We start from the raw sequence: 15054 nt of genomic DNA, 5'->3' as shown, positions 1-15054 counted from the left end.
GGGGTGGCCTTACTCGATGTTCTGTACTTGTTCACGCATCTGTTCGATCAGCACCTTCAGGTTGACCGCTGCTTGGGTGCTGCGCGGGTCGAAGGCCTTTGAGCCGAGCGTGTTCGCCTCGCGATTGAGTTCCTGCATCAGAAAGTCCAGGCGTCGCCCGGCGGCGCCGCCCGACTTGAGCACGCGGCGCACCTCGGTGACATGGGTGCTGAGACGGTCGAGCTCTTCGGCGACGTCGCTCTTTTGTGCCAGCAGCACCATCTCCTGCTCCAGGCGCTGCGGGTCGAGCTCGGCCTGCAGGTCGTTGAAACGGTCGACGATGCGCTGGCGCTGGGCGGCCAGCATTTGTGGCACCAGGGCGCGCAGGGTGGCGACTTCGGTGGTCATGGCGTCCAGGCGCTCGTTGATCAGTCGGGCCAGCTCCTGGCCCTCGCGCAGGCGGCCGGCCTTGAGCTCGGCGAGCGCCTCGTCGAACAGTGCCATCGCCTCGGTGTTCAGCGCCTGTGGGTCGGCGGCATCGGCTACCAGCACGCCGGGCCAGGCCAACACTTCGAGGGGATTGAGCGGGGCTGGCTGATTGATCAGCCCGGCCACGGTCTCGGCGGCAGCGACCAGTTGCGCGGCGCGCTCGCGATCGACCTGCAACGGCTTGCCGGTGCTGTCTTCGGACAGGCGCAAGGTGCATTCGACCTTGCCGCGCGACAGCCCCTGGCGCAGGCCTTCGCGTACCGCGCCCTCAAGATCGCGCAGGGCTTCGGGCAGGCGCAGGTGCGGTTCGAGATAGCGGTGGTTGACCGAGCGCAGCTCCCAGGCCAGGGTGCCCTGGCTGCCGGCGCGCTCGACGCGGGCAAAGGCGGTCATGCTGTGCACCATGGGGAGTACCTCGCGAATTCGGTTTGTACGGGGAAGCCTTTCGGCTGCAAGGCGCAGGATTGTAGCGCAGTGCGGCGATGGCGCCCAATCGGACCATGCTACAGGGCGTCGCAGGGATAGGTGGAAAAAGTCGACGGGTTGCGAGGCCGCGACAATAGGCATGTCCTCGCAGGACGCACGGCTCTATAATGGCCGCCTGATTCGAATTCCAGTACAGGTATCCCAGATGAAACGTCCAAGTGGTCGCGCTGCCGATCAGCTTCGCTCGATCCGCATCACCCGCAACTACACCAAGCACGCCGAGGGGTCGGTACTGGTCGAGTTCGGTGACACCAAGGTCATCTGCACGGTCAGCGTCGAGAACGGTGTACCACGCTTCCTCAAAGGCCAGGGGCAGGGCTGGTTGACGGCCGAGTACGGCATGCTGCCGCGCTCCACTGGCGAGCGTAACCAGCGTGAGGCCAGTCGTGGCAAGCAGGGCGGCCGCACCCTCGAGATCCAGCGCCTGATCGGCCGTTCGTTGCGCGCAGCCCTGGACATGAGCAAGCTGGGCGACATCACGCTGTACGTCGACTGCGATGTGATCCAGGCCGACGGCGGCACCCGCACCGCTTCGATCACCGGCGCAATGGTGGCCCTGTGCGACGCCCTGGCGGTGATCAAGAAGCGTGGCGGTCTCAAGGGCGGCAACCCGCTCAAGCACATGATCGCCGCGGTGTCGGTGGGCATGTACCAGGGCGAGGCAGTGCTGGACCTCGACTACCTCGAAGACTCGGCTGCCGAAACCGACCTCAACGTGGTCATGACCAGCGCCGGTGGCTTCATCGAAGTGCAGGGCACTGCCGAAGGCGCGCCGTTCCAGCCTGAAGACTTCAACGCCATGCTGGCGCTGGCGCAGAAGGGCATGACCGAGATCTTCGACCTGCAGAAGGCTGCATTGGCCGACTGAAGCTGCGCCAAGGAGGCGATGGACCCATGAGTGAGACGAATCTGCCGATCGAAACGCCGAGCGCCGAAGTTCGGCAATGGGCGATGTTCTGCCACTTCAGCGCCTTGCTCGGGCTGGTGATGCCGCTCGGGCATCTGCTCGGGCCACTGGTGATGTGGATCTGGAAGCGTGAGGTCGATCCGTTCGTCGATGCCCAGGGCAAGGAAGCGCTGAACTTCCAGATCAGCGTCACCATTGCCGGATTCATCTGCTTCCTGCTGATGTTCGTGGTGATCGGCATCGTACTGTTCGCCATCCTGGCGGTGGCAGTGCTGATTCTGATCATCCTGGCAGGGGTTCGGGCCAATGAAGGCAAGCCGTACCGCTACCCGCTGATCTGGCGGCCGATCAAGTAGCCCTGTGCGCTCACGGTAGCTGCAAACCGCCAGCTGCCTTGTGCAGGGCGCGCAGGTGTTCTCCTATCTGCTTCACGTTGGCCTCGATGGCCGCAATTTCCTTCGCGCGGGCTGGCTCCAGCAGCGCTCTGACTTCCTTGTCCAGGTCGGTACTCAGGCGTAGCAACTGCGCCTGCCGTTCACTGCTGACCTTTTCCAGATGCACCCGCTCCTGGGGTTGCGGCAAGCCGTAGCCATCCGCTTCGAGCAGCTCGGCCGGTCGGCTGAGGAATCCACTGTTGGCAAGCATCTGCTGCAGCGTGGCATTGGCCTTGTCGATGCTGCCGTCCTTGAGCGCGGTGGCATTGAGGTAGCGTTGCTTGACTTCGTCCTGGGCCAGCAGCAACTGGCGGCGCAGGCTGGCCTGCTCAAGCAGCAGCAAGGCCGCACTGGTGCGCAAGTCGGCCTGGGCGAACCAGGGGCGGCGTTGCTCGGCATCCTGGGCCAACCAGTCTTCCACGGCGCTCTGTTTGATCGGCAACTGCTTCTTCAACACTTCGAACATGGCCTGGTAGCGGTCGCGATAAGAGTCGAAGCGATAGCCCAGGCGCAGCGCTTCGCGCGGATCGTCGAGTACGCTGGTGTCGGCCAGACCCCTTCCCTTGAGGACTTCGAGCAAGCCGTTGGGCATGATCGCGTCGAGATCGCTGAAGCGCTGGTCGGCGGTGCCGCTGCGCATCAGCTTGAGGGTTTCCACCGCGCAATTGTTGGACAGGAAATAGTAATTGCCGTCGTAGCTCCAGTGCATTTCGGCAGCCTGGCGCACCAGGTCCTCGATCTGCTGGCGATCGAGCTTGAGCGGCACGGAGGCCAGGCTGCGCAGTTCGGTCTTGGTGTACTCGTCGATCACCTGGCCCAACGGCAGGACGAACAGGCGCGACGGATAGGCGCCGGTCAGGCCGTCCCAGCTGGACAGTTGCACATCATTGACGAACGCGCGGTACGACAACACCAGATGACGGTCCAGGTCCAGGCGGCAGTCTGGCCCGCGTGGGCGGCCCGGTGCGCAGATCACCAGGCGCAGCATGCTGTGTCCCCAGCGGCTGACCCAGTTCTGGTTGGCCTCGGCAAGCAGGTAGTCGACTTCGTAGACGCGCTCTGGGTCGATTTCGCCCAGCGGCTCGCGGGCGAAGTCACTGCCGGCGTTAAGGAACGGCAGGCCCTTGGCGCAGGTGTCCTGCTGGGGTGCCCAGCCGAAATGATCGTGCAGGTACTGGTTCAGGGCCGGGCGCCGGCAGCCATAGCTCGGGTCGAGGAGGAAGTACTCCATGTTGACCGCGACAAACTCCTTGGGGCTGCTCAGCTCATAGCTGTCCGGGGTGCGTACCAGTTGACCGTTGTGCTGTTCACGCTCGCCACGGCGGCCGACGTACTGCGGCCAGCCGGCAAGGTCAAGCAGGCGCGGATCGTCACTCAGGGTGAAGCGGCGAGCAGTCTGGCCACGGCATTGCTGGGGCAGGCCGATCTGGCCGAGGGTGCCCTGCTGGCGGTTGCAGCGGGCGATCAGCGAGCGCTCGGCACTGGGCCACAGGCGCGCGCGATCATAAATGTGGGTGAGCTCGTGCAGCACGGTGGCCAGCAGTTCTTCCCGCACCGTCCCGTGGGGGCGATGGGTTTTTTTCGCGGCGGCACTGCCATCGGCTAGCGCTGGCAGCAGGCGGCTGTTGAGATCTAGGGTCGAGACTGGCGAGGCCTGGCCGTAGGCATCGGCAGGCATCTTGTCGGTCCAGCCGACCTGGATACGGCGATCCAGGCGCTGTTTGAAGGAGGGGGGCAGCTTCGCCAGTGCCTCATCCAACAGCTGCTGGGAGGCCTGCTGCTGTCGAGCGTCCAGGCCGACAGTCTGCAGCTCGAGCTGCAGGTCGGCCAGGGCGGGCGTGCCGAGCAGCGTCAGGGCGCAGCCGAGCAGCCAGGCACGCACGCGCTTCACAGCGACAGGATGGCTTCGGCCAGTACCTGGTCGCTGGCGTCGCGCGCTTCAGGCACACGCTCGCGCAGGGTGTCGAATGCAGCTTCGAGCTGGGCGCCACGGATATCGCCATTGCTGGCGACGAAGCTGGCGGCGTCGTCGCGGGCTTCGCGCACGACCTTGGAGTCGCGGATCGAGGTGGTGGTGTCGGATGTGAAATCGATCGAGCGGCCAAAGGCGCGAACGATGATATTGCTGGTGGCCACCAGGGTTTGCGCCTGGGCCAGCTCGGCCAGCAGCAACATGCCGAGGGTAGCGGCGATCAGCGGTTTACGCATGGAGCATCTCCGAAAAATACAGGGAGTCAGGTGTGATCATTGGACGAGAATTGCTTCTGCCAGTTCAAGGTCGCCGACAGACTGATGCGAATAGATATGACGCAGTTCCGTCAGTGCGGCTTGCAGCCGCGCGCCGCGAATCCGGCCGTCACTGGCGACGAATGCGGCCGCATCATCATGGGCCATGCCGACGATCTTGCGGTCGAACGGCGCAGTGGTCACCTGGCTGGTGACATAGCCGGTCATGACCGGAAACTGGGTCGTGACATCCATGGCATGGGCGCTTCCCATACTGGCAATGGCGAGCAGCAAGGGCACAAGGTAACGCATGGGCTTGGACAACGCTCTGTCGGCAGGGTGAATGCTATTCCCGCAGGCGACGGGGGCGCCGTGGCCTGCGGGTACGATGGTTGGCGTCAGAGGGCCAGGATGGCCTGTGCCAGTTGCGCGTCGCTGGCTTGCAGTGCGGGCATCTGCTGGCGGATATGGATGAAGGCACTTTCCAGCTTCGCGCCGCGAATATCACCTTGGCTGCCAACGAAGCTGGCAGCGTCGTCACGGGCAGCCTGGACGATCTTGTCGTCACGGAACGAAGAGGAGACGTCGGAAGTGGCGTCGGTGGACGCGGCCACTGCGCCAACCACGGCATCGGTGGTGACGACGAAGCTGGTGGCGTGGGCGGTGCCCGCCAAGCTCAGCAGCATGGCAGCGCCAAACAGGTATTTACGGGACATGGGGGACTCCTGCGGGGGGTAGTTCTGATTATTCGGACGCTCGCACTGCTCGTCACGGTACTTTAGATAATAGGCAGCGCGTTTGACCAAGCTAACAGGCCGTTGTCGCAAGCGTATCACGTGGCTCTGTTTCCAGATGTGAAGGACGAGATCAGATAGAACTGTTACGGTCTTTTTTTAATTATCAGAAATTGTACTGCTTCTGTGTCGAGCTGCTCAACTGCGCGGGTTTGAAACAAAAAAACCCGTCGCAGTTCCCTGCGACGGGTTTTGAGAATTCGCGGTGCCGGCGTGGTGCCGGCAAGCCGGAGCTTAGCGCCAGAAAGGCTTGCTCAGCTCTTGGTAGCGCTGGGACTCGCTGATACCGGCGTCGGCCAGCAGGCGGGCATCCAGGCGAGCCAATTGACGGCGGCTGGCGATGCGACGCTGCCACAGCAGCAGGGTCGACAGGGCGCGCAGAGGAGCCGAGGCTTTGGATTCAACGTTGTTTTCGAAAACCAGACCGGAACTGAGGGTACGTTCCATGATGTGTCATCCTTCCGCTTGTGGCGGGATTAGGTAGTGATTTAACTGATGCCAATGATCCTCCTCTGTCGTCCATAACAGTAGATACAGTTCACCAGTATTGCGATGGGCCAGTTAACTGTTAAACGCTACTGTTGCACTCCGAATTGGCATAACTGTACTGGTCTGCACTGTTTTCGTGCATTTTCGCTGAGTTTTAAAATATCGGCGGGATTGAGGCGGGGATTTTAGCGGTACAGTAGTACAGTTTTATAGATTTAACCGTTTAACTGTTTTTTCAAGGCAGACATGATCGGGGGTGTTCCGCGAACACCGGCGCAGCCGGTGCCATGCATCGCGGTGTTCCTTTCGCGGGCAAGCCCGCTCCCACAGAGGCCTGAGCTGCTTTTGTAGGAGCGGGCTTGTCCCGCGATGGGCTCAGAAGACCGATACAGCTGGCCGATCAGCCAGCCAGCATCCGCCCGCTTTCTTCCAGGTTTTCGTGCCAGCTCAGCGCTTCGCGCAGGATATGCGGGGTGTGCCCGCCTCGCTGGCAGGCGCGGTCGAAGTAGTCGTTCAGTGCGGCGCGGTAGTCCGGATGCACGCAGTTGTCGATGATCGCCCGGGCACGTTCGCGCGGTGCAAGGCCGCGCAGGTCGGCCAGGCCCTGTTCGGTGACCAGGATGTCCACATCATGCTCGGTGTGATCGACATGGCTGACCATCGGCACCACGCTGGAAATCGCACCACCCTTGGCAATCGACTTGGTCACGAACACCGCGAGGTGGGCGTTGCGGGCGAAGTCGCCGGAGCCACCGATACCGTTCATCATCCGCGTGCCGCACACGTGGGTGGAGTTGACGTTGCCGTAGATGTCGAACTCCAGCGCGGTGTTGATCCCTATGATGCCCAGGCGACGCACTACTTCGGGGTGGTTGGAAATCTCCTGCGGGCGCAGCACCAGTTTGTCCTTGTAACGCTCGAGGTTGCCGAATACGTCGGCATTGCGGCGGGTCGACAGGGTGATCGAGCTGCCCGAGGCGAAGCGCAGCTTGCCGGCATCGATCAGGTCGAACGTCGAGTCCTGCAGCACTTCGGAGTACATGGTCAGGTCTTCGAACGGCGATTCGATCAGGCCGCACATCACGGCATTGGCGATGCTGCCGATGCCGGCCTGCAGCGGGCCAAGGCTGTTGCTCATGCGTCCGGCATCAACTTCCTGCTTGAGGAAGCCGATCAGGTGGTTGGCGATGGCCTGGGTCTCGTGATCCGGTGGCAGGACGGTGGATGGCGAGTCTGGCTGGTCGCTGATGACGATGCCGACGATCTTCGCTGGATCGATCGGGATCGCGGTGCTGCCGATGCGGTCATCGACCTTCACCAGTGGAATCGGCGTGCGGGTCGGGCGGTAGGTCGGGATATAGATGTCGTGCAGCCCTTCGAGGTTGGGGTTGTGCGACAGGTTGATCTCGACGATGACCTGCTTGGCGAAGATCGCGAAGCTGGCCGAGTTGCCCACCGAGGTGGTTGGCACGATGTGGCCCTGTTCGGTGATCGCAACCGCTTCGATGACTGCGATGTCCGGCAAGGTCAGCTGCTTGTTACGCAACTGCTCGACGGTTTCCGACAGGTGCTGGTCGATGAACATCACCTGCCCGTCATTGATGGCCTTGCGCAGGGTGCTGTCCACCTGGAAGGGCATGCGCCGGGCGAGTACACCGGCCTCGGTCAGTTGCTTGTCCAGGTCGTTGCCCAGGCTGGCGCCGGTCATCAGGCTGATCTTCAGTGGCGACTGCTTGGCACGTTCGGCCAGGGCGTGTGGCACTGCCTTGGCTTCGCCGGCGCGGGTGAAGCCGCTCATGCCGACGGTCATGCCATCCTCGATCAGGCCAGCGGCGTCGGCCGCACTCATTACCTTGCTGTGCAGGGAGGACAAGCGGATACGATCACGGTACATGGATTGTTATCTCGGGCTACTTGGGCTACTGCAGCGCAGTCTAGAGATTTAGCCCGATGCCGTCCCGCGACCATGGTCGTATGAGGAGCCTGGAAATAGAGCCGTTGATCTGGATCAGCAAAACGACAAGGCCCCAGGAAGAATCTTCCCGGGGCCTTCTAAAACAGTGTCGTCCAGCTCGGAAAAGGACTACTCCACGGCCTTGACCATGTCCTCGATGACTTTCTTGGCGTCACCGAACACCATCATGGTCTTGTCCAGATAGAACAGTTCATTGTCCAGGCCCGCATAACCGCTGGCCATGGAGCGCTTGTTGACGATGATGGTCTTGGCCTTGAAGGCTTCGAGGATCGGCATGCCGGCAATCGGCGACTTGGGATCGTTCTTCGCTGCGGGGTTGACCACATCGTTGGCGCCCAGCACCAGCACAACGTCGGCCTGGCCGAACTCGGCGTTGATGTCCTCCATTTCGAACACCTGATCGTACGGGACCTCTGCTTCGGCCAGCAGTACGTTCATGTGCCCGGGCATGCGCCCCGCCACCGGGTGAATCGCATACTTCACGGTTACACCGTTGTGGGTCAGCTTCTCGGTCAGCTCTTTCAGGGCGTGCTGGGCGCGGGCCACCGCGAGGCCGTAGCCGGGAACGATGATCACGCTGTCGGCATTGCTCAGCAGGAAGGTTGCATCGTCGGCCGAACCGGATTTCACCGGGCGTTGTTCTTTCGTGCCGGCCGCCGCGCCGCTATCGGTGTCGCCACCGAAGCCGCCGAGGATGACGTTGAAGAACGAGCGGTTCATCGCCTTGCACATGATGTACGAGAGGATTGCACCGCTGGAGCCGACCAGGGAGCCGGCGATGATCAGCATCGAGTTGTTCAGCGAGAAGCCAATGCCTGCCGCGGCCCAGCCCGAGTAGCTGTTGAGCATCGACACCACCACCGGCATGTCGGCGCCGCCGATCGGGATGATGATCAGCACACCCATGACGAAGGCGAGGACCAGCATCAGGGTGAAGGCGCTGTAGTGTCCGGTGAAGGTGAACAGCAAGCCCAGGGCGAGGGTGGTGATGCCAAGGATCAGGTTCAGCTTGTGCTGGCCGGCGAACTGTACGGGTGCGCCCTGGAACAGGCGAAACTTGTACTTGCCCGACAGCTTGCCGAAGGCGATCACGGAGCCGGAGAAGGTGATCGCGCCAATGGCTGCGCCGAGGAACAGCTCCAGGCGATTGCCGGTGGGGATCGGGTCGCTGATGCTGGCAACGATGCCCAGTGATTGGGGCTCGAGCACCGCGGCGATGGCGATGAACACCGCTGCCAGGCCGATCATGCTGTGCATGAAAGCGACCAGCTCTGGCATCTTGGTCATCTCGACGCGCTTGGCCATGATCGACCCGGCGCTGCCGCCGATCAGCAGGCCGACGAGGACATAGCCGATACCCGCGGTGGCGCCGCCGCTACCGACCGAGAGTGCAGCGAGCTTATAGATGAGGCCGATGGTGGTGAGCATGGCGATGCCCATGCCGATCATGCCGAACAGGTTGCCGCGCCGGGAGGTGGTCGGGTGCGACAGGCCTTTGAGAGCCTGGATGAAGCAGACCGAGGCGACCAGGTAGAGAAGGGTGACCAGATTCATGCTCATGCTTACTTCTGCCCCTCGTTCTTGGTTTTCTTCTTGAACATTTCCAGCATGCGGCGGGTGACCAGGAAGCCCCCGAACACATTGACCGCGGCCAGGGCCACGGCAAGGGTGCCCATCAGCTTGCCGGCCGGGGTGACCGTCAGCGCTGCGGCGAGCATCGCGCCGACGATGACGATCGCGGAAATCGCGTTGGTCACCGCCATCAGTGGGGTGTGCAGCGCCGGGGTAACGTTCCAGACCACGTGGTAGCCAACGTAGATGGCCAGCACAAAGATGATCAGGTTGTAGATTCCGTGGGAAATCAGCATGTCTTCCATTGTCGTGCTCCTCAGCCGTTCTTGCGCACGACCTGGCCGTCGCGGCACATCAGGCACGCGGCGACGATGTCGTCTTCCAGGTTGATCACCAGCGCGCCGTCCTTGTCGAACAGCAGCTTCATGAAGTCCAGCAGGTTGCGTGCGTACAGCGCAGAGGCGTCGGCAGCCAGCTGGGCGGGCAGGTTGGTCGGGCCGACGATGGTCACGCCGTGTGCCAGCACTACCTGATCGGCCACCGTGAGCGGGCAGTTGCCGCCTTGGGCCGCCGCGAGGTCGATGACGACCGAGCCGGGTTTCATCTGCGCCACGGTCTCGGCGCTGAGCAGCGTCGGTGCCTTGCGGCCGGGGATCAGTGCGGTGGTGATGACGATGTCGGCCTGCTTCGCGCGTTCGTGCACCGCCTGGGCCTGGCGTTGCATCCAGCTGGCCGGCATCGGGCGGGCGTAACCGCCTACGCCTTCGGCGCACTCGCGTTCTTCGTCGGTCTCATAGGGGACGTCGATGAACTTGGCGCCAAGGGATTCGATCTGTTCTTTCACTGCGGGCCGTACGTCCGACGCCTCGATCACTGCCCCGAGGCGCTTGGCCGTGGCGATGGCCTGCAGGCCGGCGACACCGGCACCGAGAATCAGCACGCGAGCGGCTTTCACGGTGCCCGCAGCGGTCATCAGCATGGGCATGAAGCGCGGATAGTGATGCGCCGCAAGCAGCACGGCCTTGTAGCCGGCGATGTTGGCCTGCGATGACAACACGTCCAGGCTTTGCGCGCGCGAGGTGCGCGGAGCGGCTTCAAGGGCGAAGGCGGTGATGCCGTGTTCGGCCATCCTGGCGATGAGCTCGCTGTTGAAGGGGTTGAGCATGCCCACCAGGATACTGCCGGGATTGATCCGGGCCAGTTCCTGGTCGCTGGGCGCCACCACCTTGAGCACCAACTGCGCGCCCAAGGCATCGCCAGCGTCACCCAAGGAAGCACCTGCGGCCTCATAGGCGCTGTCCGGGATGCTGGCTTTGAGTCCGGCGCCCCGTTCGACAGTGACCTGATGGCCCTGGCCGACCAGTTTCTTGATGGTTTCCGGGGTCGCGGCAACCCTCGCCTCACCCGTCTGCGTCTCTAGAGGAACACCAATGTGCACGACTTTGTCTCCTGCGGTGACCTTGTCATTGTTGATTCCAGCGCACTTCGGGTGGTGCTGCTGGAGCGGTCGTTGAGCAATGCATACCGCCGGTTCCGGGGCGGGCGAGGCATTTTGCAGACGAACCGCAGGTGCTTCAACCGGTTCTGGAGCGAAACGAAGTTAAAACTACAAGTCACCCTGTGACCACTTGTCGCAACCGTCCGCATCCAGGCCGTCAAGAACGCGGTATTGGGAGCTTAGGAGAAAAAATCGAAAATTTTTGGCGGTTTTCGTCCGTAGTTTGCTGGATGTCGTAAAAACAGCGGCAAACCCTCGCGGTTACTAGGGTTGATACGATTTTTTTCGCTAATGGAACAGTTTATGGATTTGCGACAAATCCATATATCTGTAGGTGTTTAAAATAATTGACTACGAAGTCAGCTTTTGGGTTTCATGTGCTTGCGGCGTAGTCGCGCGCCTGAATCACCAGCCAGTCGCGGAAGGCGCGCAGCGAAGCTGACTCCACCTTGCGCTCGGGAATCATCAGATAGTAGGCCTTGTCGCTCGACAGGGCATGCTTGTTTGCGACCACCAGTCGGCCCTCCGCCAGCTCGCGCTGGATGAGGAACGGCGGGATCAAGGCTATGCCCATTTCGTGCATTGCCGCCTGGCCCAGCATGGAAAACAGCTCGTAGCGCGGGCCGTTCATGTCGCGTTCCACGCTCATGCCCAGGCTGTCGAACCACTGCCGCCAGGCGTAGGGGCGGGTGGTCTGCTGCAGCAATGGCAGCTCCGCGATGTATCTGGCGTCTAGTGCGTCTCGTCCGTCGAGCCATTGCGGGCTGCACACCGGCACCGGATTTTCACCCATCAGGCGATGTGACTGGGTGCCAGACCAGTCGGCGTCGCCGAAGTAGATGGCGGCATCGAAGGTGGTGTCGGCGAACAGGAAAGGCCGCGTGCGGTTGGTGAGGTTGACCGTTACCTCCGGGTGGCGTTGCTGGAAGTCCTTCAGACGAGGGAGCAGCCACTGGGTGCCGAAGGTCGGCACTACGGCCAGTTCGAGGACGTTGGCGCCCTGCTGGCGCATCACCGACAGGGTATCCCGTTCCACCGCGTCCAATTGCGCCGAGACCTGGCGGCTATACGACAGACCAGCTTCGGTCAGCTTCACCCCCCGGCGCGAGCGTCGGAAAAGCTCCACATTGAGAAAGCCCTCCAGGCCACCGATTTGCCGACAGACGGCACCTTGAGTCAGCGCCAGTTCCTGGGCGGCCTTGGTAAAGCTCTCGTGGCGGGCGGCCGCCTCGAAGCAGACCAGGGCGGTGGTGCTGGGGATCTTGCGCCGCATGTACGTCATTCTCACTTATAAGAGGCGTTGGATAGGGATTTCGCTTATTACGGAGTGAGAAAATAGCACTAATAGGTGCGCAATCCTCGTTTGTCCGCCGACAGGTTCCGGCCTAGGATCAAGGCAACAAGAAATTTCGTCACATACCTTTCGAGGACTCTGCCCATGGCCGGTAAAGCAAGCTTCAACTGGATCGATCCGCTGCTGCTGGATCAGCAGCTCACTGAAGAAGAGCGCATGGTGCGTGACAGCGCTTATCAGTTCGCCCAGGACAAGCTTGCTCCGCGGGTGATCGAGGCGTTCCGTCACGAACAGACCGATCCGGCGATCTTCCGTGAGATGGGCGAGGTCGGCCTGCTGGGGGCGACCATTCCGGCGGAGTATGGTGGCAGTGGTCTCAACTATGTGTGCTATGGGTTGATCGCCCGTGAAGTGGAGCGGATCGACTCGGGCTACCGCTCGATGATGAGTGTGCAGTCTTCGCTGGTCATGGTGCCGATCAACGAGTTCGGCAGTGAGGCGCAGAAGCAGAAGTACCTGCCCAAACTCGCCAGTGGGGAATGGATCGGTTGCTTCGGTTTGACCGAACCCAACCACGGCTCCGACCCTGGCGCGATGATCACCCGTGCTCGCAAGGTCGAGGGTGGCTACAGCCTGACGGGCAGCAAAATGTGGATCACCAACAGCCCGATCGCCGATGTGTTCGTGGTCTGGGCGAAGGACGATGCCGGCGATATTCGTGGCTTCATTCTGGAACAGGGATGGAAGGGTCTGAGCGCTCCAGCCATTCATGGCAAGGTTGGCCTGCGTGCGTCGATCACCGGTGAGATCGTCATGGACGGCGTGTTCGTGCCGGAAGAGAACATCTTCCCCGAGGTCCGTGGTTTGAAAGGCCCGTTCACCTGTTTGAACTCGGCGCGCTATGGCATTTCCTGGGGCGCGCTGGGGGCGGCGGAGGCTTGCTGGCACACTGCACGCCAGTACACCCTGGACCGCAAGCAGTTCGGTCGCCCTCTGGCCGCCAACCAACTGATCCAGAAGAAACTCGCCGACATGCAGACCGAGATCACCTTGGGGCTGCAAGGCTGCCTGCGGCTGGGGCGGATGAAGGACGAGGGCACTGCGGCGGTGGAGATCACCTCGATCATGAAGCGCAACTCCTGCGGCAAGGCGCTGGATATCGCCCGTCTGGCGCGCGACATGCTCGGCGGTAACGGGATCTCCGACGAGTTCGGGGTGGCGCGTCACCTGGTCAACCTCGAGGTGGTCAACACCTATGAAGGGACGCATGACATCCATGCGTTGATCCTCGGCCGCGCACAGACCGGCATCCAGGCGTTCTATTAATAGAGGGCGCGGCCATGGGAGCACTGTCACATCTGCGGGTGCTGGACCTGTCGCGTGTGTTGGCCGGGCCGTGGTCCGGCCAGATTCTCGCCGACCTCGGGGCTGACGTGATCAAGGTCGAGCGCCCGGATAGCGGCGATGACACCCGGGCGTGGGGCCCGCCCTTCCTGCGGGACGCCCGAGGCGAGAACACCAGCGAGGCGGCCTACTATCTGTCGGCCAACCGGAACAAGCGTTCGGTGACTATCGACTTCACCCAGCCCGAAGGTCAGCGCCTGGTGCGTGAACTGGCGGCAAAGTCGGATATCGTCATCGAGAACTTCAAGGTGGGCGGGCTGGCGAGCTATGGGCTGGACTACGAACGCCTGAAGGCGGTCAATCCAAGGCTTATCTATTGTTCGATCACTGGCTTTGGTCAGACTGGGCCCTATGCCAAGCGCGCGGGCTACGATTTCATGATCCAGGGGCTGGGCGGATTGATGAGTCTGACCGGACGGCCTGAGGGTGAGCAGGGTGCCGGGCCCATGAAGGTGGGAGTGGCGCTGACTGACATTCTCACCGGGCTTTATTCTACGGTGGCGATCCTTGCAGCGCTGGCGCATCGCGATCAGTCGGGGGAGGGCCAGCATATCGATATGGCTCTGCTGGATGTGCAGGTGGCGTGCCTTGCCAACCAGGCAATGAACTACCTGACCACGGGCACACCGCCCAAGCGCCTGGGTAATGCGCATCCCAACATCGTGCCTTACCAGGACTTCCCGACGGCCGATGGTGACTTCATCCTTACGGTGGGTAACGACGGGCAGTTCCGCAAGTTCGCGGAAGTGGCCGGTCAGCCGCAGTGGGCAGATGATCCGCGCTTTGCCACCAACAAGCAGCGGGTTGCGCATCGGGCGGAGCTGATTCCTCTGATTCGACAGGCGACGGTGTTCAAGACCACTGCCGAGTGGGTGGCGGAGCTGGAAAGGGCTGGAGTGCCGTGCGGGCCGATCAACGACCTGGCGCAGATGTTCCAGGATCCGCAGGTCGTGGCGCGCGGCTTGAAGGTGGATGTTCCTCATCCGCTGGCGGGCAGTGTGCCTCAGGTGGCGAGCCCGATCAGGTTGTCGGAGACGCCCGTGGAGTATCGTCGGGCCCCACCTTTGCTGGGGGAGCATACCGAGGCGGTGCTGATGGATGTCTTGGGATTGGATGCAGCGGCTGTTCAGGTGCTGCGTTCTGCAGGGGTGCTGTGACAGCGTCTCAGCTATATAGAGAAGCGGGGAGGCCGGCAGGCCTCCCCGCTGTGTTTTCAGCGATCTGAAAGATTCTTGAAATAAAAGGTTGACGCCCTCTCAGATCCCCTTATAATGCGCCCCACTTCCGCAGCAAACGGAACGCAAAACTCTTTGTTAATCAACGAGTTAAGCGATTTCGGTGAGGCGTGAAGCGCTTCGATCACCTGATCGGCAGCGGTGAAAAAGGCAGTTGACAGCATCTTCGAGTGCTGTATGATTCGCCTCCCGCTACGAGAGATCGCAGCGAGTCAAGTGTTTGAAGCTAAACGAGTTTCTCGCGAAAAACTTCAAAATAAACGCTTGACAGC

Annotated in this window: 15 protein-coding genes; 4 read left to right on the top strand and 11 right to left on the bottom strand. The window is 62.0% G+C overall.

Annotation, left to right across the window (positions count from 1 at the left end; all coding sequences use genetic code 11):
* Positions 1-9: 9 nt before the first annotated feature.
* Positions 10-873, bottom strand: a complete 864-nt coding sequence (locus tag ACMGGG_RS23330) for a YicC/YloC family endoribonuclease (RefSeq protein ID WP_054894866.1) — start codon at positions 871-873, stop codon at positions 10-12.
* A 226-nt stretch (positions 874-1099) separates the two neighbouring features.
* On the opposite strand from ACMGGG_RS23330, the gene rph reads away from it, so the two are divergent.
* Positions 1100-1822, top strand: a complete 723-nt coding sequence (rph, locus tag ACMGGG_RS23325; RefSeq protein WP_063541806.1) for a ribonuclease PH — start codon at positions 1100-1102, stop codon at positions 1820-1822.
* Between the two features lie 26 nt (positions 1823-1848).
* A complete protein-coding gene (locus ACMGGG_RS23320) occupies positions 1849-2217 on the top strand; it encodes a DUF4870 domain-containing protein (protein WP_054894864.1) in 369 nt (122 codons plus the stop codon).
* Positions 2218-2227: 10 nt separating this feature from the next.
* Here ACMGGG_RS23320 and ACMGGG_RS23315 read toward each other — a convergent pair whose 3' ends face one another.
* The 10 genes from ACMGGG_RS23315 to ACMGGG_RS23270 all read right to left on the bottom strand — a co-directional run bounded on the left by ACMGGG_RS23315 (position 2228) and on the right by ACMGGG_RS23270 (position 12122).
* On the bottom strand, positions 2228-4186 hold the full coding sequence (locus ACMGGG_RS23315; RefSeq protein WP_414154512.1) for a DUF4105 domain-containing protein: 1959 nt from the start codon (positions 4184-4186) through the stop codon (positions 2228-2230).
* On the bottom strand, positions 4183-4503 hold the full coding sequence (locus tag ACMGGG_RS23310) for a DUF2388 domain-containing protein (RefSeq protein ID WP_414154511.1): 321 nt from the start codon (positions 4501-4503) through the stop codon (positions 4183-4185). The genes ACMGGG_RS23315 and ACMGGG_RS23310 overlap by 4 nt, the downstream gene beginning before the upstream one ends.
* A 36-nt stretch (positions 4504-4539) precedes the next feature.
* Entirely contained in the window at positions 4540-4833 is a 294-nt protein-coding gene (locus ACMGGG_RS23305; protein WP_414154510.1) for a DUF2388 domain-containing protein, read from the bottom strand.
* A gap of 86 nt (positions 4834-4919) precedes the next feature.
* The gene (locus tag ACMGGG_RS23300; protein ID WP_054894860.1) at positions 4920-5237 is read right to left on the bottom strand and encodes a DUF2388 domain-containing protein; all 318 of its coding nucleotides are present in this window, start codon (positions 5235-5237) and stop codon (positions 4920-4922) included.
* Between the two features lie 312 nt (positions 5238-5549).
* Positions 5550-5762, bottom strand: a complete 213-nt coding sequence (locus ACMGGG_RS23295; RefSeq protein WP_054894859.1) for a DUF1127 domain-containing protein — start codon at positions 5760-5762, stop codon at positions 5550-5552.
* A gap of 442 nt (positions 5763-6204) precedes the next feature.
* Positions 6205-7698 carry an acetyl-CoA hydrolase/transferase family protein gene (locus tag ACMGGG_RS23290; protein ID WP_054894858.1) on the bottom strand — a complete coding sequence of 498 codons (1494 nt, stop codon included), beginning with the start codon at positions 7696-7698 and terminating at the stop codon, positions 6205-6207.
* Positions 7699-7887: 189 nt separating this feature from the next.
* Positions 7888-9339, bottom strand: coding sequence for an NAD(P)(+) transhydrogenase (Re/Si-specific) subunit beta (locus tag ACMGGG_RS23285; RefSeq protein ID WP_054894857.1), 1452 nt, complete (start codon positions 9337-9339; stop codon positions 7888-7890).
* 2 nt (positions 9340-9341) lie between these two features.
* Positions 9342-9656 carry an NAD(P) transhydrogenase subunit alpha gene (locus ACMGGG_RS23280; RefSeq protein ID WP_023378063.1) on the bottom strand — a complete coding sequence of 105 codons (315 nt, stop codon included), beginning with the start codon at positions 9654-9656 and terminating at the stop codon, positions 9342-9344.
* Between the two features lie 11 nt (positions 9657-9667).
* A complete protein-coding gene (locus ACMGGG_RS23275; RefSeq protein WP_054894856.1) occupies positions 9668-10789 on the bottom strand; it encodes a Re/Si-specific NAD(P)(+) transhydrogenase subunit alpha in 1122 nt (373 codons plus the stop codon).
* Positions 10790-11222: 433 nt separating this feature from the next.
* A complete protein-coding gene (locus ACMGGG_RS23270) occupies positions 11223-12122 on the bottom strand; it encodes a LysR substrate-binding domain-containing protein (protein WP_112899481.1) in 900 nt (299 codons plus the stop codon).
* A 165-nt stretch (positions 12123-12287) separates the two neighbouring features.
* Here ACMGGG_RS23270 and ACMGGG_RS23265 point away from each other — a divergent pair, with 165 nt between their 5' ends.
* Both ACMGGG_RS23265 and ACMGGG_RS23260 read left to right on the top strand, forming a co-directional pair.
* Entirely contained in the window at positions 12288-13469 is a 1182-nt protein-coding gene (locus ACMGGG_RS23265; protein ID WP_414154509.1) for an acyl-CoA dehydrogenase, read from the top strand.
* Between the two features lie 14 nt (positions 13470-13483).
* Complete coding sequence (locus tag ACMGGG_RS23260) at positions 13484-14704, top strand: CaiB/BaiF CoA transferase family protein (protein WP_414154508.1); 1221 nt, start codon at positions 13484-13486, stop codon at positions 14702-14704.
* Positions 14705-15054 lie beyond the last annotated feature (350 nt).

Source organism: Pseudomonas sp. BNK-44-b (assembly GCF_047456245.1).
GTDB classification, from domain to species: domain Bacteria; phylum Pseudomonadota; class Gammaproteobacteria; order Pseudomonadales; family Pseudomonadaceae; genus Aquipseudomonas; species Aquipseudomonas machongensis.
Note: the sequence above shows the minus strand (reverse complement) of the source record. Positions and strands in the feature narration are given on the sequence as shown.

Coding starts and splice junctions, on each gene's coding strand:
- ACMGGG_RS23330 (WP_054894866.1), bottom strand. CDS start 873: ATGGTGCACAGCATGACCGCCTTTGCCCGCGTCGAGCGCGCCGGCAGC.
- rph (WP_063541806.1), top strand. CDS start 1,100: ATGAAACGTCCAAGTGGTCGCGCTGCCGATCAGCTTCGCTCGATCCGC.
- ACMGGG_RS23320 (WP_054894864.1), top strand. CDS start 1,849: ATGAGTGAGACGAATCTGCCGATCGAAACGCCGAGCGCCGAAGTTCGG.
- ACMGGG_RS23310 (WP_414154511.1), bottom strand. CDS start 4,503: ATGCGTAAACCGCTGATCGCCGCTACCCTCGGCATGTTGCTGCTGGCC.
- ACMGGG_RS23305 (WP_414154510.1), bottom strand. CDS start 4,833: ATGCGTTACCTTGTGCCCTTGCTGCTCGCCATTGCCAGTATGGGAAGC.
- ACMGGG_RS23300 (WP_054894860.1), bottom strand. CDS start 5,237: ATGTCCCGTAAATACCTGTTTGGCGCTGCCATGCTGCTGAGCTTGGCG.
- ACMGGG_RS23295 (WP_054894859.1), bottom strand. CDS start 5,762: ATGGAACGTACCCTCAGTTCCGGTCTGGTTTTCGAAAACAACGTTGAA.
- ACMGGG_RS23290 (WP_054894858.1), bottom strand. CDS start 7,698: ATGTACCGTGATCGTATCCGCTTGTCCTCCCTGCACAGCAAGGTAATG.
- ACMGGG_RS23285 (WP_054894857.1), bottom strand. CDS start 9,339: ATGAGCATGAATCTGGTCACCCTTCTCTACCTGGTCGCCTCGGTCTGC.
- ACMGGG_RS23280 (WP_023378063.1), bottom strand. CDS start 9,656: ATGGAAGACATGCTGATTTCCCACGGAATCTACAACCTGATCATCTTT.
- ACMGGG_RS23270 (WP_112899481.1), bottom strand. CDS start 12,122: ATGCGGCGCAAGATCCCCAGCACCACCGCCCTGGTCTGCTTCGAGGCG.
- ACMGGG_RS23265 (WP_414154509.1), top strand. CDS start 12,288: ATGGCCGGTAAAGCAAGCTTCAACTGGATCGATCCGCTGCTGCTGGAT.
- ACMGGG_RS23260 (WP_414154508.1), top strand. CDS start 13,484: ATGGGAGCACTGTCACATCTGCGGGTGCTGGACCTGTCGCGTGTGTTG.